Raw genomic sequence first — 19,769 nt, forward strand, 5'->3', positions numbered from 1 at the left:
CAGCACTAGGCCTGGCGGCCTTCAAGGATTCGCAGGAAGACGCAGGTCCAGATGCCTTGCCTGCGTTCCATCCTGGCCGTCAGTGCCTGGGCTCGGCGGTGGCCCGGGCGGGTGGTCTCCAGGCGGCCGGTCATCTCCACGGCGTTCGGGGTCGGCCAGCAGGTGTGCACCGAGTACAGCTGGTAGCGCGTGGCCGCCGGCATGGTTCGGAGGCGGGTCAGGGTGGCTTCGTAGATCGGGTCGGCCAGGAGGGTCCGGACCTGGGCGATGTGCCGGCGACCGTCCAGGACTTCGAGGACCTTGGTGAGCATGGTCCGGAGCTGGCCGTCGTCCGGCGTCTCCTCGGTCAGGATCAGCTGCGGCTCGACCATGGGTTTCGGCGTCGCCCAGCGTTCCAGGTCGAGGGGGATCTCGTCGGTGGGTTCGTAGCCGCGCAGCGGGCGCAGGGTCGGTGTCACGCCGGTACAGAGTCGGTGCGGTGGGTGAACCGGACAAGGTTCGCCCGGCCGGGTTACGTCGCCGAACCACCCGTAATCACGCGGAACGTCGCTCTTTTGGAGCAGTCGGGGTCACGGTTTGCGGTTGTCTGTCACTTGGGTGGTTAATTGTCCCGCGTTCACTTCGGCTTCTATTCTGAGGCGGTCTGATCCATCGGATCCGGGGAGGCGCGATGCGCGCAAAATTGTTGACACTCGTTGCGGTGATTGTTTCGGTGATTGGTTTGGCGCCGGCCGCCACGGCCGCCGAGGACATCCCGCCGCCCGGGTGCGATACCGTCGTGGAGCCCATCTTCGCAGGTGAGCGCGTCACGGCGTACTGCAACTACCTGCCGTATCCACCCTCTTCGTATCGGGTGGTGGCGCACTGTGCGGCCGGCGGTTCTTTCTGGTATGAGCTGGGGTCTATCGCCGAGCCGGGGTTTAGTCCTTCGGTCGCCGAATGCCGCGGACTTTTGCTTTCGACCGCCCGGGTCGCCGGATATCACATAGAACAACGTTAATATGTTGATGAGTCGCGGCGGAGGTGCTCGAAACAGAGGACGGCCGCCGCGCTCGCCACGTTCAGCGATTCCACGCCGCCGCGCATCGGAATCGAGACCCACATGTCCACCAGGGCCCGCACCCCGTCGGACACCCCCGCCGTCTCGCTGCCGAGCACGAACGCCGCCTTGCTCGGCAACGACGCCGAGAACAGCGACGAATGCGCCTTGGCGTCCAACGCGATCAGCGGGTACCCGGCCGTGTGCAGCTGCTCAGCGGCCTCGGTGGCGGTCGCGCACCGCAGCACGGGCGCGTGGAACGCCACCCCCGCGGACGCCTTGACCACCAGGGGGTCGATGCCGGCCACCCCACGCCTCGGCACCACGATCCCGCCCATCCCCGCGGCGGTGGCCGTGCGCAGGATCATGCCCACATTCGCCGGCGTGGTGATGCCGTCGAGCAACAGCACCCCACGCGGCGGCCGTGGCCCCGCCAGCGCGTCTGTCAGGAGCTTCATCCGGGGCGCCACGACGTCCGCGAGCACCCCTTGGTCCTGCTTGCCGTTGCCGGCCAGCACCTTCACCCGCTGCGCGGTCGCCCGCTGGACGGGCACCCCCCGCGACGAGGCGGCGTCCAGGATCTCGCGCGCCGCGTGGCCACGGGCCGTGTCCGCCAGAACCACCTTGTCGACCTGCAAGGTCACGTCCCCGAGCGCCTCCAACACCGGCTTGCGGCCGTACACGGTGACGAACCTGTCCTTCGGCGATCCCACTTGGCCAGAATCCCACGTCGGCCGAATGTGGAACGATCGGGCTATGTCGGATCGTCTGTCCGCGGTGGACGCGTCGTTCATCTACCTGGAGGACCAGGCGACGCCGATGCACGTCGGGGGCGTCGCGGTGTTCCGGCGGCCGCGAGGTGGCTTCGACTACGACGAGCTTGTCGACCTTCTGGGGCGTCGGCTGGACCTGGTGCCGCGGTATCGGCAGCGGGTGCTGTCCGTGCCGGGGCATCTGGCCAGGCCGGTGTGGGCGGACGACGCCGACTTCGACCTGACGTACCACGTGCGCCGCTCAGCGCTGCCACGGCCGGGCAGCGACGAGCAACTGCATGAGTTGGTCGGGCGGCTGATGTCGCGGCCGTTGGACCCGTCCAGGCCGTTGTGGGAGGCGTATCTGGTGGAGGGGTTGGCTCGGGGGCGGTTCGCCCTGGTCACCAAGACCCACCTGGCGCTGGTCGACGGGATCGGCACGATCGACATCGGCCAGATCATCCTGGATCCGACGCCGCACATCAGTGAGGACGGCGACACGGCCTGGCTGCCGAAACGCACCCCGTCGGCGGGGCGGCTCGTGCTGGACGCGTTGAGCGACGCCGTGCAGCGCCCCCGTGAGCTGGTGGACAACGCCAGGTCGGTGGCGGGCGACATTTTCTCCAGCACGGTGGTCCAGCGCCTGGCGGACACCGCTGGTGGCCTGGTCACGGCGATCGGCACGGCCGCGAGTGCCGCGCCGAGCAGCCCGTTGAACGCCAAGGTGTCGCCGCAGCGGCGGTTCGCGGTCGCCCGGACGAGCCTTGAGGACTTCCGCGGGATACGCAACGAGCACGGCTGCACGGTCAACGACGCCGTGCTCGCGACCCTCGCGGGGGCGTTACGGACGTGGCTGCTGTCCAGAGGGCAAGCGGTCACATCGTCCACGACCGTGCGCGCATTGGTGCCGCTCGCAGTGCGCGAGGATGAAACGGACACCACAATCCCAGGCATGCTGGGCAACACGGTGACCGCCAAGCTCGTCGACCTGCCGGTCGGCGAGCCGAACGCGGTGGTGCGGCTGCATCAGGTCAGCCACGCGATGCGCGCGTACAACGACTCGGCGCGGAAGGTCGCCGCGGGGGCGTTGCGCCGGATGAGTGGGTTCGCGCCGCCGACGCTGCATTCGCTGGGCGCGCGGGCCGCGGGCACGTTCTCCCGGCGGATCTTCAACGTGGTGATCACCAACGTGCCGGGGCCGCAGGTGCCGCTGTACGCGGCGAACGCGAAGATGATGGAGATGTTCCCGGTCGTGCCGCTGGTGCGCAACCAGGCGCTGGCGATCGGGGTCACCTCGTACGACGGTGGTGTCTACTTCGGACTCAACGGGGATCGGGGTGCCATGTCCGATGTGGACAACCTGGCCCGGATGGTCGAGGAGTCACTGGAAGAGCTGCTTTCGACGGTAAGGGTGTGAGTTGTGCGGGTCTACATCCCTGGCACGGTGACGATGCTGCGCGAGCTGAACGCGGCCGGTGAGCTCAAACCGTTGAACGGAACGGCTTTCGCCCTGACGCCGGCGCTGCGTGAGGCGTACACGACCGGTTCGGCCGAGGACCTCGAGTACGTGGCGATGGCGGACGCCGCCCGCGCCTCGCTGCGGCTGATCGGCGACGACCCGGACGCGATGCGCAGGCGCGTGGTGATCGCGGCCGATGTGGACACTGCCGCCCCGCGTCCTGACCTGGACAACTCGGTGGTCCGGATCACCGGACCCGTTGTGGTCAAGGACATCGCGTCGATCCACGTGGACGCCGCCGAGGCCGAACCGGCCGTGCGCGCCGCGGTGCTGGTGGTCGACGCGGCCGACATGGGCGACGAGGACGCGGAATTCGTGCTGGGTGACGTGGCGGACCATGACCTGGCCTGGTACGCCACCCAGGAACTCCCCTTCTTGCTGGAGTTGATGTAGATATGGACGCTGTCTCAGCCGTGCCGGAACCACGGAACGAGCCGATCCGGAGCTATTCGCCGGGCAGCCCCGAACGGGCTTCGCTGAGCGCCGCGGTGGCCGAACTGGCGGGTCAACGGGTCGAGTTCACCCAGACTGTCGGCGGGGCACGGCGAATGGCCGGCGGCGACCGGGTGGACGTCGTGCAGCCGCACAACCGGGCGCACGTGCTCGGCGTGACCGCCCAGGCCACCCCCGACGACGTGGCAGGCGCCGTGCGGGCCGCCAAGGACGCCGCGCCCGCGTGGCGCGCGCTGCCGTTCGACGAACGAGCCGCGATCCTGTTGCGGGCCGCGGACCTGCTGGCCGGGCCGTGGCGGGACACGTTGAACGCGGCGACCATCCTGGGCCAGTCCAAGTCCGTGCAGCAGGCCGAGATCGACAGCGCGTGCGAGCTGATCGACTTCTGGCGGTTCAACGTCGCCTTCGCCCGCCGCCTGCTGGCCGAGCAGCCGGAGTCCGGTCCGGGCATCTGGAACCGGTTCGACCACCGGCCGCTGGACGGCTTCGTCGTGGCCATCACGCCGTTCAACTTCACCGCGATCGCCGGGAACCTGCCGACCGCGCCCGCGCTGATGGGCAACACCGTGGTGTGGAAGCCGTCGGTGACCCAGTCGCTGGCCGCGCACCACACCATGCGGCTGCTGGAGGCGGCCGGCCTGCCGCCCGGCGTGATCAACCTGGTGACCGGCGACGGGCCGGCGGTCAGCGAGGTCGCGCTCGCCGACCCGGACTTCGCCGGCCTGCACTTCACCGGGTCCACCAAGACGTTCAAGTACCTGTGGCGGACCATGGCGTCGCATTTGGACACCTACCGGGCCTATCCGAGGATCGTCGGCGAGACCGGCGGCAAGGACTTCGTGGTCGCGCACGCCTCGGCGGACCCGGCCGCGCTGTCAGTCGGCCTCGTCCGGGGCGCTTTCGAGTACCAGGGCCAGAAATGCTCGGCCGCGTCCCGCGCGTACGTCGCCCGCTCGGTGTGGGAGGGCGGCGTGCGTGACCAGCTCGCGGACACCACGAAGTCCTTGACCTACGGGGATGTCACGGACTTCTCGCACTTCGGCGGCGCGGTCATCGACCACCGCGCGTTCGCCAAACACGCGGACTTGTTCGAACGTGTCCACGCCGAAGGCACCCTTGAGGTCCTCACCGGCGGCACCGCGGACGACAGCGAGGGTTTCTTCGTCCAGCCCACGGTCCTGGTGGGTGACGACCCGACGCACGAGGTGTTCCGCACCGAGTACTTCGGCCCGATCCTCGCCGTGCACGTGTTCGACGACGCCGACTACCCGAAAGTTCTCGAACTCGTCGATTCGTCCACCGCATACGGCCTCACCGGAGCGGTCTTCGCGACCGACCGGCACGCCGTCGAGGAGGCCCAGCAGGCGCTGCGGTTCACCGCGGGCAACTTCTACGTGAACGACAAGCCGACCGGGGCCGTGGTCGGTCAGCAGCCGTTCGGCGGCAGCCGCGCGTCCGGGACCAACGACAAGGCGGGCTCGATCTTCAACCTGCAACGGTGGATCAGCCCACGGTCCATCAAGGAGACGTTCGTCCCACCCACGTCGCACGGCTATCCGCACATGGGCTGAACAGCGAAAAGGCCCCCGCGAAGCGGGGGCCTTCTCAGACTTTCAAAGCACTTAGCGGGGCATTTCGCCGACCTGGCTGGCGGGCGGGGCCTGGACGTCCACCGGCTGTCCCCAGTCGGTGTACTTGACCGTCACGTTCGCGGACTGGCCCTGGGCGATCGGGGTCGCCACGACGACCTGCACGGGCAGGTTGTCGGCGTTGACCCAGAACTCCTCGTTGATGGTCTTCATGCCGGCGGTGCCGGCCGCCTGCTCGGCGAGCTTGCGCATCTCCGGGTCGGGCAGCGACTGCGCGGCCTTGGCCATGTCGACCGTGATCCAGTAGTGCGTGGTCTCCTGGCCGTCCAGGGTCTCCTTGGCCGACTTGGTGATCTGGCCGGCGGCCTTGATCTGCTCCATCTGCTTGGACACGTCGAAGTTGGAGCTCATGTTCTCGATCATCGGGCCGAGGGTCTTCGACAGCGGGTCGGTGCCGTCCGCCGAGATCTTCACCCACGGCTTGTCCGCTGACATGCCGGCCTGACCGGCCAGGTTCGCCGGCAGCTTCATGTAGAGCGCCTTGTCGACGATCCGCATCTCCATGGTGCCGAGCGAGGACATGTCCAGCGACATCTGCATGGCGACGTTCGAACCGTCCACCTTGAACGCGCCGCTGCCCTTCATGCTGATCGCACCGGCGCTGCCGGCCGAGCCGGACATGTCGATGGACATCTTGGCGCTGGTGGCCTTGTTGTTGTTCTTGACCGCGCCGGCGAGATCCAGCGTGTTGCCGAAGATCTTCAGTCCGCCGCCACTGCCACCACCGGTGGACGCTGAGTTGTTGTCCGCAGCGACGGGGGTGCCATTTTCCTTGGTGCCACATCCAGCCACGGTCAGCACGAGCGCGAGGCCCGCCGCGGCGACTAGTGTCTTTCGCATCTTCTTGTCCCACCCCAGCTAGTGCGGTTCATGGGTAACGCAACGCTACTTCCTTGGACGTGACAGGGCACGTCCTGGTTCCGTCATCCCCGGACTGAATCGTCCAGCCCCGCCCGAGACGTTAGCAAACGGCGCAGTGACTCCAGTCGCCCTTTCGTGGCCTCGCCGTCGGCGACCACCGTGTCCAGCATGCAGTCGGGGTCCTCGGGCGGGCCGAGGTGGCCGCACATCGACGGGCATTCCTCGGCGGCCTGGGTGAACTCCGGGAAACTGTGCACGATGTCGTCCGCTGAGATGTGCGCCAGGCCGAACGACCGGATACCCGGTGTGTCGACCACCCAACCACCCCCCGGCAGGGGGAGGGCCACCGCGGTCACCGACGTGTGCCGGCCCTTGCCAACCCCGCTGACCACGCCGATGGCCCGGTCGGCGTCCGGCACGAGCTTGTTCACCAATGTCGACTTGCCCACCCCGGAGTGCCCCACCAAAGCGGACACCTGGTCGGCCAGCTTCGCGCGTAGCTCGTCCGGTTCCTCGTCCTGTCGGGTGACGACGATCGGCAGGTCCAGGTCGGCGTACGCGGCGACGAGCCCGGCCGGGCCGGCCAGGTCCGACTTGGTCAGGCACAGGATCGGCTCGACGCCGCCGGCGTAGGCCGCGACCAGGGCGCGGTCGATGAACCCGCGGCGTGGCGGCGGGTCGGCCAACGCGGTCACGATCACCAGTTGGGACGCGTTCGCCACGACGACCCGCTCGAACGGGTCGGTGTCGTCCGCGGTCCGGCGCAGCACGCTCGTGCGTTCGGCGACCCGGACGATCCGGGCCAGCGTGTCGGGCTTTCCGCTGGTGTCGCCGACCAGGTCGACGGTGTCCCCGACGACGACAGGGGTCCGGCCGAGCTCACGGGCCCGCATGGCGACCACGAGCTGCTTGGGGTCATGCCCGAGCGCGCACGTCCAGCGGCCACGGTCCTTGCCGACGACCATCGCGGCCTCGGCGTCCGCGTGCTCCGGTCGGCGTTTGGTGCGGGGCCTGGTGCCGCGACCCGGCCGGACGTGTACGTCCGTCTCGTCGAGCTTGGTCCAGTCGCGGCGCCGGTCCCGCGGGGGCACGTCAGTTGCCGCCCAGCATCGCCGACCACATTCCTGGGAAGTCCGGGATGGTCTTGGTGGTGCAGCCGATGTCGTCCACCTCGACGCCGTCGACGACCAGGCCGAGGATCGCGCCCGCGGTGGCCATCCGGTGGTCGGCGTACGCGGCCCACGGCCCGCCGTGCAGCGGCCGCGGCCGGATCACCAGGCCGTCGTCGGTCTCCTCGACGTCCCCACCGAGCGCGTTCAGCTCGTTGGCCAGGGCTTTGAGACGGTCGGTCTCGTGGCCACGCAGGTGGGCGATGCCACGCAGCACGGACTGGCCTTCGGCGAGCGCGGCCAACGCGGCGACAGTCGGTGTCAGCTCACCGACCTCGTGCAGGTCAACGTCCACACCGGACAGTGTTGTTCCAGCCCCCTGCGGGGGCTCCCACCCCCGCCGCGGACCTGGCCCGCGGATCGCCAGTCCGTCGGTGCTCAACTCGACGTCACAACCCATGTTGGCGAGGATCTCCCGGATCGCGTCGCCCGGCTGAGTGGTCTCGGCGGGCCAGCCGGTGACCGTGACCGTGCCGCCAGTGACCGCGGCGGCGGCCAGAAACGGTGTCGCGTTGGACAGATCCGGCTCGATGACCCATTCGCGGCCGTGGATCGGTCCTGGCCGAACCTGCCACGTGTCGGCTTCGGTGTCGTCCACGTCGACGCCCGCCGTGCGCAGCATCTGCACGGTCATCTCGATGTGCGGCATGGACGGCACCGGTTTGCCGTCGTGGCGCACGGTCAAACCGTTGTCGTAGCGGCAACCGGAGAGCAACAGGCCCGACACGAACTGCGACGACGCCGACGCGTCGATGGTCACCTCGCCGCCAGCGAGCGCGCCTTTCCCGGCCAGCGTGAAGGGAAGCCGGTCGCCGGTGATGTCCGCGCCCAGGCCGCGCAACGCGTTCAGGATCGTCCCCATCGGACGCTCGCGCGCGTACTCGTCGCCGTCGAACCGGATCTCGCCGTCGGCGATCGCGGCCGCGGGCGGGACGAACCGCATGACCGTCCCGGCGAGCCCGCAGTCGACGTCAGCCGGGCCGCGTAGCGTCGACGGGGTGACAAGCCAGTCATTACCTTCGTCGGCGATGCCCGCGCCTAGGGAACGCAGGGCGTCCGCCATGAGATGCGTGTCTCGGCTGCGCAGCGGGGCGCGCAATGCGGACGGACCGTCGGCGAGGGCGGCCAGGATCAGCGCGCGGTTGGTGATCGACTTGGACCCCGGGATCGACACGGTGGCCCTCACTGGCGTCCGGGTGACAGGAGCGAGCCATGCCTGAGTCATGCGTCGATGATCCCCCATGCACTCGCCACACTCGCGTGCGCGTGTCACGATCTCGAGTAACACTTGGGTAGAAAGGTGTGGGGAAATTGTGCGGCAGGTACGCGTCCACGAAGAACCCGGCCACGCTGGCGGCCGAGTTCGACGCGCTGGACGCGACAGAGGACGCCATCAGCGGCCCGGACTACAACGTCGCGCCGACACGCAACGTCGTGGCCGTCGTGCAACGGCATCCGCGTGACGAGGCCGGCGAACCGGACCCGACCACGACCGAGCGATCGCTGCGGGTGATGCGCTGGGGTCTGGTGCCCGCGTGGGCCAAGGACGCCGGAATCGCCGCGAAGATGATCAACGCCCGGTCCGAGAGCGCCGCGACCAAACCGGCTTTCCGCACGTCCATGGCCAACCGCCGGTGCATCATGCCGGCCGACGGCTGGTACGAGTGGCAGCGCGACGGCAAGGTCAAACAGCCGTTCTTCACCACCCGCAAGGACGGCGCCAGCCTCGCCATGGCCGGCCTCTGGACGGTGTGGCGGGACAAGCAGAAGCCGGACAGCGAACCGTTGGTCACCTGCGCCGTGCTGACCATGCCCGCGGTCGAGCAGCTGGCCGAGATCCACGACCGAATGCCGGTCCTGCTGCCGCCGTCCGCGTGGAACGCCTGGCTGGACCCGGACTCCACGGACGCCTCGGCGCTGATCGTGCCGCCGTCCGAGGAGTTCCTGGCCGCGCTCGAACTGCGGCCGGTGTCCACGGCCGTCAACAGCGTGAAGAACAACGACCCGTCCCTGCTCGACCCGCTCCGCGAACAGGGCGAGCCGGCACTGTTCGACCAGCGGAAATGACGCGGTTCCGATGACTACGGAGACGATCGACACCCCGCGCGGCCCGGCCCGCGCGGAACTCCACTGTGCCGCCGAGGGGCGGGCGGCTCTGCTGCTCGGTCATGGCGCGGGCGGCGGTATCGGAGCGCCCGACCTGGTCGCCGCCACGCGTGGAGCCACCGCCGCCGGGGTGCATGTGGCGCTCGTCGAACAGCCCTACCGGGTGGCCGGACGGCGTGCGCCCGCGCCTTCCGGACAGTTGGACGAGGCGTGGCTCGCGGTCGTGGACGACCTGGCAGACCGGTGGTTCGCGGAGCTCCCGTTGGTGTTCGGCGGCCGTTCCTCCGGGGCCCGGGTGGCCTGCCGGACGGCGGCCGAGGGGGACGCGGTCGCCGTGCTGTGCCTGGCTTTCCCGTTGCATCCGCCCGGAAAGCCGGAGAAGACCCGGCAACCCGAACTGGACGGCGTCGAGGTGCCTGTTCTGGTGGTACAGGGGGAGAAGGACACGTTCGGCCGGCCGGAACCCGCGCACCACCGTGAAGTCGTGCTGCTGGCCGGCGACCACAGCCTCAAGGCCGACGTCCCAGGGGTGTGCCAGGCGGTGCAGGAGTGGCTGGCCCGGGTGCTGCGTCCATTGGACTGAGGACGACGTCGGCGGCGCGGGCGACGACCTCGCGGCGGGTCCGGCCGCCGGGGTGGTCGGCGGCCAGGAAGTGGCTGCCGATGGCCGCGCAGAAGGCGAGCAGGCTGCGGGCCTCGACCTCGTCCGGGTCCGGGCAGTAGACGCCGATCATCTCGCGCAGCAGGTCCATCCGCTGGTTGTCCACCCGGCGCAGGCGTTCGGCGACGTCGTCGTCGCGGCGGGCCCACTCGCGCACGGCCAGGTCGATGGGCAGCAGGCGCTCCGAGAGGGTCAGCTGGCCGGCCAGGCGGATCTTCGCGCGGGCGTCGCCGCCCTCCCGCTCGATCCGCGCGAACACCTCGTCGGTGCTCTCCCGTTCCCAGGTGTCCAGCATCGCCGTCAGCAGCGCGCCACGGTCGGTGAAGTAGCCGTAGAAGCCGCCTTTGGTGACGCCGAGCGCTTTGGCCAGCGCCTCGACCCGGACGGCGTCCGGGCCGCCGGCGGCCAGCGCCCGCAGTCCCTCCTCGATCCACATGCCGCGCGGTGTCCGGAGCGAACCCACGACGTGCCTCCTCTCTCCCTCCGACGACCGAGGCGTCTCCCTCCCAAGAGTGATACGTCACCGTATAACAGGCGTTAGCCTCGCGTTGTACGCCATCGTATACAAGGAGGCCGGGGACCGTGACCCGAATCGACAAGAGTGCCTACACCGGGCGGTCGTGGCGCGTCCAGGAATTCACCGAGGACTTCCGGATCGAGGACGTCTGGGCGTTCCGTACCCCCGGAGCCGGACCACACGACTTCCCGGCGATGCTCGCCGCGCTGCGGGCGGCCGGGACACCCGCGAAACAGCCCTGGTGGATCCGGTCGCTGTTCGAGGCCCGCTGGAAGCTCGGCGCGCTCCTCGGCTGGGACAAATCGTCAACCGGCGTCGGCGGCAGAGTCACCTCGCTCCGCGACCGAATGCCCGACGACCTCCGCACCGCCCCGCGCGGCCTGGACAGCGCCGACCTACCGCTCAAAACGATCTACGAACTGGACACCGAGTGTGCCCGTGAGCTGGCGAACAAGACCGTGCACGGCGTGATGCACCTCGGCTGGGCGCAGCGGACCGACGGCGACTACGAGCTGCTGATGACCGTCCTCGTCAAACCCAACGGAACCTTCGGCCGGCTCTACATGGCCGCCATCGCCCCCTTCCGCTACCTCGTCGTCTATCCGGCGCTGACCCGGCAGTGGGAGCGCGCGTGGCGGGAACGGGCGGACGTGTCCCGGTGACTAAATGGGCTGGCTGGGTACCGCGAACACGACCTAGTCGCGTTTCTCCGCGATGCCCCGCAACGAGTCGCGGATGCCCGCGGGGTCGGCGCCGAAGAACCTGGCGTCCACGTCCTGCGCGATGACGATCGCCTGGCGCGCCAGCTCGCGGCCCTGGGGAGTGAGGGTCAGGCGCAGCGAACGGGCGTTGGACTGGTGTGCCAGGCGGGCGATCAGGCCATGGTCGGCCAACGTGCGCACCACCCTGGAGGTCATCTGGCGGTCGGTGCCCGCGCCGTCCGCCACCTCCTGCTGGCCGGGCGGGCCGCCGCCGACGGTCTCCAACCAGCCCACGGTGGCCAGCAGGATGAACTGGGTGTGCGTCAGGCCGAGCCGCCGCAGCCGGCCGTCGAGTTCGGCCTTCCACGCCAGCGCCGCCTGGTGCAGCCAGTAACCGGGGGAGGCCAGCGGGCCGCTCAGGCCACCTGCTCCTCGAGTGCCTTCCATGTCCTCAGCATGTCCTTCCGCATCCCACGGCCGAAGTAGAGGCGGAACAACGGCACGAGCGGCCCGGTGACCCGCACGGTCTTGGTACACCGCACCTGGCCGTCGCCGACCGGCTCGAACGTGTTCACGCCGGTGATCCGCCCGCCCGGCAGGCCGCATTCGGACGCCCACCGGGTGAGTGGGACCACGTCCGTGATCGTCCAGTCGGTGGCCGGCCCGCCGCGCGGCTTCGACCAGCCGGTGGTGCCGACCTCGAACGTGCCGTCCAGCCGGGCCGCCTCCTCATGCGGGTCCCAGGACGGCCAGTTCGCCACATCGGTGACCACCGCCCAAATGTCCCGGACCGTGCCGTTGATGACGGCTTCCTCGCGGATCTCGTACATGAGCGCCTCCTTGGTGTCGCAACACCAAGAGTAGGTGGTGTCACGACACCAAAGCAAGGGCCTGTTACGCGGTCGCGATCGGGGCGACGACCGCGTTCGTCAGCCGGACTAGGTCGTCCGGTGCGAGTTCGACCTCAAGGCCACGTCGTCCGGCCGAGCAGAACAGCGTGGCGAACTCAATGGCGGACGTGTCCAGCACGGTGGGCAGACGTTTGCGCTGGCCGAGCGGCGAGATTCCGCCGGCCACGTACCCGGTCGCCCGTTCCGCGGCCGCGACGTCGGCCATCCGCGCCTTCTTCCCGCCGACCGCGCTCGCCAGGGCCTTCAGGTCGAGCTGGGCGGTCACCGGCACGATGCCGACCGTCAACGAGCCGTCCACGTCCGCCAGCAGCGTCTTGAACACCCGCGCCGGCTCCAGCTCCAGCGCCTGCGCCGCCTCCAGGCCGAACGACGCGGCCCGTGGGTCGTGCTCGTAGGAGTGCAATGTGTGCGGCACACGCTGCTTCGCCAGCAAGGCCGTGCCCGGAGTGCCCTTACCCGCCATGTGGGGGAGCTTACGGTCGGGAATCACAGCACCCGCAACCGTGTTTATCCCGGTGTGCTGACCGAGCAGATGACCAAGCCGCGGCGCGCGCAGGCGCCCACTCGGCCGATTTCGCCCCGCGTATCCTCGAAGGTGTCGCGAGCGACCGGGACGATCGCCGGTCGGTGGGAAGGGAGTCTGGTGCCGGGCACCGAAACCCAGGTGAGCAAGGAACCGGAGAGCGCGCAGGAGCGGGCCGCCCGGTTCGAACGGGACGCCATGCCCATGTTGGACCAGCTGTACTCGGCCGCGCTGCGGATGACCCGCAACCCCGCGGACGCCGAGGACCTGGTCCAGGAGACGTACCTGAAGGCGTTCGGCGCGTTCGCGTCGTTCTCCGAGGGCACGAACCTCAAGGCGTGGCTGTACCGGATCCTCACCAACACCTACATCAACGGCTATCGCAAGCGGCAGCGCCAGCCGCTGCAGCAGCCGACCGACGAGATCACGGACTGGCAGCTCGCGCAGGCCGAGTCGCACACGTCGAGCGGGCTGCGGTCGGCCGAGGTCGAGGCGATGGACAACCTGCCGGACGACGATGTGAAGCAGGCCTTGCAGCGGCTGCCGGAAGAGTTCAGGCTCGCGGTGTACCTCGCCGACGTCGAGGGATTCGCTTACAAGGAGATCGCCGAGATCATGGGCACCCCGATCGGGACCGTGATGTCGCGACTGCACCGCGGCCGCCGCCAGCTCCGCGACATGCTGTCCGACGTCGCGAAGGAGCGGGGATTCCTCAAGTCCGGCGCGGCGGAGGTGGCGGGGTCGTGAGCTGCGGAGACCACCACGAGACGGACTGCTCCGAAGTCCTCAACGAGGTGTGGCTGTTCCTGGACGGTGAGTGCGACGGAGACCGCAAGGAGCTGCTTCGGCAGCACCTCGACGAATGCAACCCGTGCCTGCAGGAATACGGCCTCGACGAGCACCTGAAGGCGCTGCTGGCCAAGAAGTGCGGCGGTGACCACGCGTCCACCGAGTTCAAGGAGCGGCTGCGCGCCCAGATCCGCCGGACCGTGGTGGAGCAGGGCGGCGTCACCGTGGAGACCACCACCGTGCAGGTGGAACTGACTGAATGAACGAAGCCCCCAGGCTCTGCCGGGGGCTTCGTCTCGGTCAGCTGTTCGGGCGGTTGCCGTGGTTCGCGCCACCCTTTTTACGGTCGCGACGCTTGCGAGCGCGCTTCGACATGCGAGTCTCCTACTACTGCGGTACTTGTTCACCTCATTGTGACAGGTCCGCCGGGCGGGCCTGGACCATGGTTGGATCTAGTCGGGGTGGAGGGAACGGTGTCGACACTCGCTGACCTGCTGGCCGAGCACACCGGCCTGCCCGGGGGTGCGGTCGATCACCTGCAGAAGGTGGTCGCGGAGTGGCAGCTGCTGTCCGACCTGTCGTTCGCGGACTTCCTGCTGTGGGTGCCGTACGTGCAGGACCTGGACGGCGAAGGCGACCACCTGGACGGCGAGTTCCTGTGCGTCGCGCACGCCCGGCCCACCACGGCGCCGACAGCCCACCCGGAAGACGTCGTCGGCACGTTCATCAAGGTGACCGACCACCCGCAGCTGCGGCGCGCGGTGGTGGAGCGGCGGATCTGCCGTGAGGAGGATCCGCACTGGTACCTCGGGGTGCCGGTGCGCCGGGAGACGATCCCCGTGGTCTACGACGGCGACGTCATCGGCGTGCTGTCCCGGGAGACGAACCTGGCTGTGCCGCGGGTGCCGAGCCCGCTGGAGATCGCGTACCTGGGCAGCGCCGGCGACCTGTGCCAGATGGTCGCGGACGGCACGTTCCCGTCGATGGAGCCGACCGCGGACGTGCACACCAGCCCGCGCGTCGGCGACGGGCTCATCAGGGTCGACGCGAACGGCGCGGTGATCTTCGCGAGCCCGAACGCTTTGTCGGCGTACCACCGGATGGGGCACGCGGCGGACCTCGTCGGCATGCGGCTGGCGCCGTTGACCCGGTCGCTGATCGCGGATCCGTTCGACGCGACCGAGGTCGCGCAGCGCGTGCTCGCCGCGGTCGACGGGCAGCCGAGCATGCGGACCGAGGCGGAGTCGCGCCGTGGGGCGGTCGTGCTGTTCCGGGCGCTTCCCTTGCGTCCCTTGGACAATCCGGCCGGCGCACTGGTGCTGGTCCGGGACGTGACCGAGGTGAAACGCCGGGACCGGGCGTTGTTGAGCAAGGACGCGACGATCCGGGAGATCCACCATCGCGTCAAGAACAACCTGCAGACCGTGGCCGCGTTGCTGCGTCTGCAATCCCGGCGGACGAACAGTGCCGAGGCCAAGGCCGCGCTCGCGGAGTCCGTGCGGCGGGTCGCGGCGATCGCGATGGTGCACGAGACGCTGTCGATGTCCGTGGACGAGCGCGTCGACCTGGACAAGTTGTTGGACAAGGTGATCCCGGTCGTCGGCGACGTCGCGGTGGCCGAGTCGCACGTGAAGGTGCGGCGGGTCGGGCAGTTCGGGATCGTGTCCGCCGAACTGGCCACGCCGTTGGTGATGGTGGTGTCGGAGCTCGCGCAGAACGCGGTGGAACACGCGTTTCCGGCCGGTCAGGGCGGTGAGGTCACCATCTCGGCGGACCGCTCGGCGCGGTGGCTGGATGTCGCCATCTCCGACGACGGCCGCGGTCTGCCGCGCGGATTCTCGTTGGAACGCACCGACGGTTTGGGGCTGCAGATCGTTCGGACGCTTGTCGAATCCGAACTTCGTGGATCTCTTTCGTTGCGGCGGCGGCAACCGCGTGGCACCGAAGCGGTTCTTCGGGTCCCACTTTCACACCGCCGGTAGAAAACCCAAAGGCCCTGTCCCGACCGATGGGGGACAGGGCCTTCAGGTGCTTGTGTTACGCGGGTATTCGCAGAGCCTCAGGCGTTGCTGCGCGCCCGGGTGCGAGCGTTGCGCCGCTTCAGGGCACGGCGCTCGTCCTCGCTCATTCCGCCCCAAACGCCTGCGTCCTGGCCACTTTCGAGGGCCCAGGACAGGCACGAGGAGGTCGCGGGGCAGCGGTGGCAAACGCCCTTCGCCTCGGCTATCTGCAGCAGCGCGGGACCACTGTTTCCAACTGGGAAGAACAGCTCAGGGTCCTCGTCACGGCAGGCCGCGCGGTGGCGCCAGTCCATTGTTCCTAGCTCCTTGCCAGGCGCGCTTCGTCGCGCCAGTCGATGTCATTCGGTCGTCGGGGTGCTTGTGAATGCTTTCACGAACCAGCCGGATGTCAAGAGGTCTTCTGCAGTCCGGTGAGTGAACTCACCCAAAAGATCGACGTCGCGATGTATCTCCGGACGTTGCGTGACCTCGTGTCACACGCCCGGTATCTCAAGTACCCGGTCGGTCAGATGGCAACCGTCAATGCCTTCGGAACCGACGTGAACTCGACGTTTGTCCGCTCGCCGTACAGGTCACCGTCCACCTGGAGGCGAACCGGCTCCTCGGCGGTGACCCTGATCTGCTCAACATCATCGCGCCGCAGAAGCTTCCCGCCGCGCTGGTTTCCACGTTTGGACACGGCCTGCCGGACCGCACGCAGAACCGTCGGCATCCGAAGCGTGCTCAGCGAGTACAGGCCGAGGCCGCCGTCGAACGTGGTGCCCGCGTTCAGGTGCACCGGGCGATTGCCCAGGTAGGACCACGGGTCGGTGTTCGACACGAACGCCATCCGCATGCCGTTGTGCGGCTGTTCGCCGGGCAGTTCGATCTGCAGCTGCGGCTGGCCGTTGGCCGGTTTGAAGTACGTGGCCACGGCGATCCGCGCGTACAGCCACGGGCTGGTCTCCTTGCCCCGCCGCCGGTCCACGCCGGCCACCACGTCGGCGTCCCAGCCGACCCCGGCGTTGAACGTGAAGTACCGGCTGTCGGTCCCCCAGGACGCCCGGCCGAGCCCGACCGTGCGGCTGCGGCCTTCCTCCAGCGCGGTCAACAGGACATGGGTCGCCTCGACCGGGTTGCGCGGCAGGCCGAGGGCGCGGGCGAACACGTTCGCCGAGCCGCCGGGCACGACACCGAGCATCGGCCGGTGCCCCTGGTCCTTGGTGAGCAGGCCGTTCACGACCTCGTTGACGGTGCCGTCGCCGCCGTGCGCGACGACCAGGTCGACGCCTTCCTCGGCGGCACGGGCCGCCGCGGCCATCGCGTGGCCCCGGTAGTCGGTCTCGATGACGTCCAGCTTGACCTCGCTGGCCAGGGCGTGGGCAAGCACGTCCCGCCCGGCCGGCGTGGTCGCCGTCGCCTGAGGGTTCACCACCAGCACTGCGCGCATTACTGCAGCGTAAAACAGTGCGTAGACGGACCTGTCCAGCACGGGTATCGATCGAGGGGCATGGGGTAACCCATCCGAGTCGGTTCGTGCCGGCCTGTGACCGTGCTCCCCTTCGTCATGACATCTGGCTGTCGCGACGAGTGCACCCGGACGACCGATCCGCTCGACAACGACGTTGTAGGGATCATCGCTCGAATCCCGGTGCGATGGGACCGGCTGATTGGGTGGCATACGATCGGTTACCACGTACCGAAAGTCACAACCCTGCATCAACCAGGAAGTTTCTCCGTGACCACCAAATCCGCCGTGCCTGGCACGGTCAGAGCGGCCGGCGTGTTCGTCGCCGCCGAGGGCGCCGCCGGTGTCGTGTTCGCCATCGTCCTGCTGGTCGCAGGCAGTTCCGGGCCGGGTCGCAACATCTACGGCGAAGCCGGCTACTTCACGGTCATCTTCGGCGGCGTGATCGCCTGCGGGATCGGCCTGCTGCTCGGCAAACGCTGGGCGCGGGGCCCGTCGACGGCCGTGCAGATCCTGCTGCTCGGCGTGGCGTGGTACGCCATGGGCCCGTCCGACCGGCCGGAACTCGGCGTGCCGGTCGCCATGGTGTGCGTCGCCGTGCTGGTGCTGCTGTTCCGGGCGCCGTCGCGGGCATGGGCTGACGGATACGCCCAAGAAGATGCGAAATAGTACTTTTGTCGGTTACTAGCGATCACTCGGACGGGCGACCCTACGGACGTCCCTGATTCCACCCTGTGGCGGCCCACGGGCCGCGGAATCGAGTGATCCGTATGAAGTACGTCCTTGGCACAGTCATGTCCGCAGTGGCCGTCCTGACCGCTGTGGCGCCGGCCGCCACGGCCGCGGACTCCGCGCCGGCGATCATCGGCGGCGGCACCGCGTCCAACGCGCCATGGGCCGCGCGCCTGTTCGTCAACGGACGGCAGAACTGTTCCGCGACGATCATCGCGCCACAGTTCATCCTCACCGCCAAGCACTGCGTGTCCGGAGCGGGCACGTACACGTTCCGGATCGGCAGCCTGGACCAGACCACCGGCGGCACGGTCGCCACGGGCACCACGATCACCCGCAATCCGTCCGCGGACATCGCGATCGTCCGGCTGGACCGGGCTGTGCAGGCCACGTTCTCGCCGCTCGGCACCACGGCCGACGTGCGGGTCGGCCAGACCGCGCAGGTCTACGGCTGGGGTGCGACGTGCACCAACCAGCCGGAGATCAACTGCCAGTCGCGGGTGCTGAAGGTCGCGAGCGTGACCGTGACTTCGGTGTCCTGCCGTGACTTCGCCGGTGCTTTGGCCGTGTGCGCACGCCGTGGCAACGGAATCACGGCCGGCGGCGACTCGGGCGGCCCGATGTTCGCCTCCGGGCGCCAGGTCGGCGTCGCGTCCACAAGTGACCGTGCGACGACCACCGCGTACAACAACATCACCCAGCAGCGTGCGTGGATCCGGTCGGTGGCCGGAGTCTGACGCGGGTTGCCCGGACGGGCCGGTCGAATTCCGCGACCGGCCCGCCCCGGCGGAGATCACCCGATGCGGGACTCGTGTAGTCGGGGTCGCGTGGTCCATTGTGGATGGTATGTGTGAGGCGGTCGCCGCGTCCCCGAACTGCCAGCGGCTGCTCGCCGGCGGCAGACACATGCTGTTCGGGGTGAGCCTGTTCAACAGCTTCTTCTCCGCCGTACGGCTGGCCGAGCTGGCCGCCTGGGCGCTCGTGCGGTTCGACTCCGTGCATTTCCTCGTCGCCGACCGGCCGAGCGCGCACACGTTGATGGCGTTGGGATACCCAGCCGAGCGCGCGCGGGCCAAGGTCGACCAGGAATCGAGGCTGGCCCGCAACCGGGTGCGCCGGGCACTGGTGGACGCCGGCGCGGCCGACCCGGACAGCCTGCTGCTGGGCTGGGACGACCTCGAACGCAACCCCGGCTACACCCGGCTTCGCGGGCTGGTGCGGACCGCGTTCGACGACGACCCACGGTTCCGCGCGTCCTGCCTCGCGGTGTCCCGTGACTACCTGCGCCACCGTGGTGAGACCCCCACCGAGCAACAGGTGATCACGGCCAGTGAGTACTTCCTGAACGAGTTGCCGATCGGCATGGACACCCCGTCGATCCTCGGTGTCGCGGAGTCGCTCTGCGCGTACCACCGGGTGCTGGCGTTCGCCGACGTACTGCGGACCGCGCCTGGCTGGCTGGCCCCGTCCGCCAACCAGGGCTACCTGATGGTGCGGACTAACGGTTGAGGGCCGCCCGGATAGGTTCGAGCGCGGCGATGGCCTCGGTCAACTCCTCGGCCTCCTCCCACTGCTCGCGCCACTCGGACTCCTCGTCCAACACGCGCGCGATCGCCCGCAGCGACAGTTCCACCAGTTCGTCCGGCAGGTCCAAGGAATCGCCGTCGGACAGGAAGCTCGGTCCGTACACGGAATCCACCTCGGGACCGTCCGGCTGCTGCGAGGCCACGACGGCGGCCGCGGCGATCGCCTGGAACGCCTCAGGGGCCTCCAGGTAGTCCGCGTTGTCCGCGGCCGCGGTGAGCGCCTCCCGGATCAGCCGCACCCGGGCGCCCGGCTCGGCGTCATCCAGGTCCCCGCTGAAGTCGGCGGCGTCGTCGTTGTCGAAAGCACCCTTGTCCCAGGTACCCATCGGACTG

26 protein-coding genes are annotated in these 19,769 nt (G+C 69.2%); 13 read left to right on the forward strand and 13 right to left on the reverse strand.

Annotated elements, in window-relative coordinates:
• Positions 1-5: 5 nt before the first annotated feature.
• A complete protein-coding gene (locus EV192_RS07345; protein WP_132112277.1) occupies positions 6-458 on the reverse strand; it encodes an Rv3235 family protein in 453 nt (150 codons plus the stop codon).
• Between the two features lie 212 nt (positions 459-670).
• Between EV192_RS07345 and EV192_RS07350 the strand changes: the two genes are divergently transcribed.
• Positions 671-1,000, forward strand: coding sequence for a hypothetical protein (locus tag EV192_RS07350; RefSeq protein WP_132112279.1), 330 nt, complete (start codon positions 671-673; stop codon positions 998-1,000).
• Here EV192_RS07350 and EV192_RS07355 read toward each other — a convergent pair.
• Positions 997-1,752 carry a TrmH family RNA methyltransferase gene (locus tag EV192_RS07355; protein ID WP_243726675.1) on the reverse strand — a complete coding sequence of 252 codons (756 nt, stop codon included), beginning with the start codon at positions 1,750-1,752 and terminating at the stop codon, positions 997-999. The genes EV192_RS07350 and EV192_RS07355 overlap by 4 nt on opposite strands.
• A 43-nt stretch (positions 1,753-1,795) precedes the next feature.
• On the opposite strand from EV192_RS07355, the gene EV192_RS07360 reads away from it, so the two are divergent.
• The 3 genes from EV192_RS07360 to pruA are packed head-to-tail and all read left to right on the forward strand — an operon-like array spanning position 1,796 to position 5,334.
• A complete protein-coding gene (locus EV192_RS07360) occupies positions 1,796-3,208 on the forward strand; it encodes a WS/DGAT/MGAT family O-acyltransferase (RefSeq protein WP_132112283.1) in 1,413 nt (470 codons plus the stop codon).
• Between the two features lie 3 nt (positions 3,209-3,211).
• Positions 3,212-3,703 carry a DUF6912 family protein gene (locus EV192_RS07365; RefSeq protein ID WP_207925901.1) on the forward strand — a complete coding sequence of 164 codons (492 nt, stop codon included), beginning with the start codon at positions 3,212-3,214 and terminating at the stop codon, positions 3,701-3,703.
• A 2-nt stretch (positions 3,704-3,705) separates the two neighbouring features.
• Positions 3,706-5,334, forward strand: a complete 1,629-nt coding sequence (gene pruA / locus EV192_RS07370) for an L-glutamate gamma-semialdehyde dehydrogenase (protein WP_132112285.1) — start codon at positions 3,706-3,708, stop codon at positions 5,332-5,334.
• Between the two features lie 51 nt (positions 5,335-5,385).
• Here pruA and EV192_RS07375 read toward each other — a convergent pair whose 3' ends face one another.
• From EV192_RS07375 to aroA, 3 genes are all read right to left on the reverse strand, one after another.
• Positions 5,386-6,252, reverse strand: coding sequence for an SCO4651 family lipoprotein (locus EV192_RS07375; protein ID WP_132112287.1), 867 nt, complete (start codon positions 6,250-6,252; stop codon positions 5,386-5,388).
• A gap of 83 nt (positions 6,253-6,335) precedes the next feature.
• Positions 6,336-7,364, reverse strand: coding sequence for a ribosome small subunit-dependent GTPase A (gene rsgA, locus EV192_RS07380; RefSeq protein ID WP_132112289.1), 1,029 nt, complete (start codon positions 7,362-7,364; stop codon positions 6,336-6,338).
• Between the two features lies 1 nt (position 7,365).
• Complete coding sequence (gene aroA / locus EV192_RS07385) at positions 7,366-8,667, reverse strand: 3-phosphoshikimate 1-carboxyvinyltransferase (RefSeq protein ID WP_132112291.1); 1,302 nt, start codon at positions 8,665-8,667, stop codon at positions 7,366-7,368.
• Between the two features lie 86 nt (positions 8,668-8,753).
• On the opposite strand from aroA, the gene EV192_RS07390 reads away from it, so the two are divergent.
• Both EV192_RS07390 and EV192_RS07395 read left to right on the forward strand, forming a co-directional pair.
• A complete protein-coding gene (locus tag EV192_RS07390) occupies positions 8,754-9,509 on the forward strand; it encodes an SOS response-associated peptidase (RefSeq protein WP_132112293.1) in 756 nt (251 codons plus the stop codon).
• A gap of 10 nt (positions 9,510-9,519) precedes the next feature.
• Entirely contained in the window at positions 9,520-10,131 is a 612-nt protein-coding gene (locus tag EV192_RS07395) for an alpha/beta hydrolase family protein (RefSeq protein ID WP_132112295.1), read from the forward strand.
• On the opposite strand, the gene EV192_RS07400 is transcribed toward EV192_RS07395, so the two are convergent.
• Positions 10,058-10,672, reverse strand: coding sequence for a TetR/AcrR family transcriptional regulator (locus tag EV192_RS07400; protein WP_341770845.1), 615 nt, complete (start codon positions 10,670-10,672; stop codon positions 10,058-10,060). The two genes, EV192_RS07395 and EV192_RS07400, sit on opposite strands and share 74 nt — an antisense overlap.
• Before the next feature lie 119 nt (positions 10,673-10,791).
• Between EV192_RS07400 and EV192_RS07405 the strand changes: the two genes are divergently transcribed.
• Positions 10,792-11,388: a DUF2867 domain-containing protein gene (locus EV192_RS07405; RefSeq protein ID WP_132112297.1), complete on the forward strand. Its 597-nt coding sequence runs from the start codon at positions 10,792-10,794 to the stop codon at positions 11,386-11,388.
• Between the two features lie 33 nt (positions 11,389-11,421).
• On the opposite strand, the gene EV192_RS07410 is transcribed toward EV192_RS07405, so the two are convergent.
• The 3 genes from EV192_RS07410 to ybaK form a co-directional block, all read right to left on the reverse strand.
• Positions 11,422-11,874 carry a MarR family winged helix-turn-helix transcriptional regulator gene (locus EV192_RS07410; RefSeq protein WP_132112299.1) on the reverse strand — a complete coding sequence of 151 codons (453 nt, stop codon included), beginning with the start codon at positions 11,872-11,874 and terminating at the stop codon, positions 11,422-11,424.
• A complete protein-coding gene (locus EV192_RS07415; protein WP_132112301.1) occupies positions 11,844-12,257 on the reverse strand; it encodes an SRPBCC family protein in 414 nt (137 codons plus the stop codon). The genes EV192_RS07410 and EV192_RS07415 overlap by 31 nt, the downstream gene beginning before the upstream one ends.
• Positions 12,258-12,321: 64 nt before the next feature.
• The gene (ybaK, locus tag EV192_RS07420) at positions 12,322-12,801 is read right to left on the reverse strand and encodes a Cys-tRNA(Pro) deacylase (protein ID WP_132112304.1); all 480 of its coding nucleotides are present in this window, start codon (positions 12,799-12,801) and stop codon (positions 12,322-12,324) included.
• A 180-nt stretch (positions 12,802-12,981) separates the two neighbouring features.
• Here ybaK and EV192_RS07425 point away from each other — a divergent pair, with 180 nt between their 5' ends.
• Both EV192_RS07425 and rsrA read left to right on the forward strand, forming a co-directional pair.
• The gene (locus EV192_RS07425) at positions 12,982-13,608 is read left to right on the forward strand and encodes a sigma-70 family RNA polymerase sigma factor (RefSeq protein WP_243726676.1); all 627 of its coding nucleotides are present in this window, start codon (positions 12,982-12,984) and stop codon (positions 13,606-13,608) included.
• Complete coding sequence (gene rsrA / locus EV192_RS07430) at positions 13,605-13,913, forward strand: mycothiol system anti-sigma-R factor (RefSeq protein WP_132112306.1); 309 nt, start codon at positions 13,605-13,607, stop codon at positions 13,911-13,913. Before EV192_RS07425 ends, rsrA begins: the two co-directional genes overlap by 4 nt.
• 37 nt (positions 13,914-13,950) lie before the next feature.
• On the opposite strand, the gene EV192_RS57305 is transcribed toward rsrA, so the two are convergent.
• Entirely contained in the window at positions 13,951-14,025 is a 75-nt protein-coding gene (locus EV192_RS57305; protein ID WP_372448383.1) for a 50S ribosomal protein bL37, read from the reverse strand.
• 98 nt (positions 14,026-14,123) lie between these two features.
• Between EV192_RS57305 and EV192_RS07435 the strand changes: the two genes are divergently transcribed.
• Positions 14,124-15,632 (forward strand): sensor histidine kinase, encoded by a 1,509-nt coding sequence (locus EV192_RS07435; protein WP_132112308.1) that lies wholly within the window; start codon positions 14,124-14,126, stop codon positions 15,630-15,632.
• A 77-nt stretch (positions 15,633-15,709) separates the two neighbouring features.
• Here EV192_RS07435 and EV192_RS07440 read toward each other — a convergent pair whose 3' ends face one another.
• Positions 15,710-15,964 carry a WhiB family transcriptional regulator gene (locus EV192_RS07440; RefSeq protein ID WP_132112310.1) on the reverse strand — a complete coding sequence of 85 codons (255 nt, stop codon included), beginning with the start codon at positions 15,962-15,964 and terminating at the stop codon, positions 15,710-15,712.
• A 212-nt stretch (positions 15,965-16,176) separates the two neighbouring features.
• Complete coding sequence (locus EV192_RS07445; protein ID WP_132112312.1) at positions 16,177-17,100, reverse strand: diacylglycerol/lipid kinase family protein; 924 nt, start codon at positions 17,098-17,100, stop codon at positions 16,177-16,179.
• Positions 17,101-17,388: 288 nt separating this feature from the next.
• On the opposite strand from EV192_RS07445, the gene EV192_RS07450 reads away from it, so the two are divergent.
• The 3 genes from EV192_RS07450 (at position 17,389) to EV192_RS07460 (ending at position 19,359) form a co-directional block, all read left to right on the forward strand.
• A complete protein-coding gene (locus EV192_RS07450) occupies positions 17,389-17,787 on the forward strand; it encodes a hypothetical protein (protein WP_132112314.1) in 399 nt (132 codons plus the stop codon).
• Between the two features lie 101 nt (positions 17,788-17,888).
• A complete protein-coding gene (locus EV192_RS07455; protein WP_132112317.1) occupies positions 17,889-18,587 on the forward strand; it encodes a S1 family peptidase in 699 nt (232 codons plus the stop codon).
• Positions 18,588-18,696: 109 nt separating this feature from the next.
• Positions 18,697-19,359, forward strand: coding sequence for a tRNA-dependent cyclodipeptide synthase (locus tag EV192_RS07460; RefSeq protein ID WP_132112319.1), 663 nt, complete (start codon positions 18,697-18,699; stop codon positions 19,357-19,359).
• Here the strand turns inward: EV192_RS07460 and EV192_RS07465 are convergent.
• The gene (locus EV192_RS07465; RefSeq protein ID WP_132112321.1) at positions 19,349-19,762 is read right to left on the reverse strand and encodes a DUF4259 domain-containing protein; all 414 of its coding nucleotides are present in this window, start codon (positions 19,760-19,762) and stop codon (positions 19,349-19,351) included. The two genes, EV192_RS07460 and EV192_RS07465, sit on opposite strands and share 11 nt — an antisense overlap.
• Positions 19,763-19,769: the final 7 nt, after the last annotated feature.

The organism is Actinocrispum wychmicini (genome assembly GCF_004345645.1).
GTDB classification, from domain to species: Bacteria; Actinomycetota; Actinomycetes; order Mycobacteriales; family Pseudonocardiaceae; genus Kibdelosporangium; species Kibdelosporangium wychmicini.

Excerpts from the sequence above, each read along its gene's own strand:
- pruA (WP_132112285.1), top strand. The coding sequence starts at position 3,706 with ATGGACGCTGTCTCAGCCGTGCCGGAACCACGGAACGAGCCGATCCGG.
- EV192_RS07395 (WP_132112295.1), top strand. The coding sequence starts at position 9,520 with ATGACTACGGAGACGATCGACACCCCGCGCGGCCCGGCCCGCGCGGAA.
- EV192_RS07410 (WP_132112299.1), bottom strand. The coding sequence starts at position 11,874 with ATGGAAGGCACTCGAGGAGCAGGTGGCCTGAGCGGCCCGCTGGCCTCC.
- EV192_RS07445 (WP_132112312.1), bottom strand. The coding sequence starts at position 17,100 with ATGCGCGCAGTGCTGGTGGTGAACCCTCAGGCGACGGCGACCACGCCG.
- EV192_RS07375 (WP_132112287.1), bottom strand. The coding sequence starts at position 6,252 with ATGCGAAAGACACTAGTCGCCGCGGCGGGCCTCGCGCTCGTGCTGACC.
- ybaK (WP_132112304.1), bottom strand. The coding sequence starts at position 12,801 with ATGGCGGGTAAGGGCACTCCGGGCACGGCCTTGCTGGCGAAGCAGCGT.
- aroA (WP_132112291.1), bottom strand. The coding sequence starts at position 8,667 with ATGACTCAGGCATGGCTCGCTCCTGTCACCCGGACGCCAGTGAGGGCC.
- EV192_RS07440 (WP_132112310.1), bottom strand. The coding sequence starts at position 15,964 with ATGGACTGGCGCCACCGCGCGGCCTGCCGTGACGAGGACCCTGAGCTG.
- EV192_RS07455 (WP_132112317.1), top strand. The coding sequence starts at position 17,889 with ATGAAGTACGTCCTTGGCACAGTCATGTCCGCAGTGGCCGTCCTGACC.
- EV192_RS07460 (WP_132112319.1), top strand. The coding sequence starts at position 18,697 with ATGTGTGAGGCGGTCGCCGCGTCCCCGAACTGCCAGCGGCTGCTCGCC.
- EV192_RS07350 (WP_132112279.1), top strand. The coding sequence starts at position 671 with ATGCGCGCAAAATTGTTGACACTCGTTGCGGTGATTGTTTCGGTGATT.
- EV192_RS07465 (WP_132112321.1), bottom strand. The coding sequence starts at position 19,762 with ATGGGTACCTGGGACAAGGGTGCTTTCGACAACGACGACGCCGCCGAC.
- EV192_RS07360 (WP_132112283.1), top strand. The coding sequence starts at position 1,796 with ATGTCGGATCGTCTGTCCGCGGTGGACGCGTCGTTCATCTACCTGGAG.
- EV192_RS07415 (WP_132112301.1), bottom strand. The coding sequence starts at position 12,257 with ATGTACGAGATCCGCGAGGAAGCCGTCATCAACGGCACGGTCCGGGAC.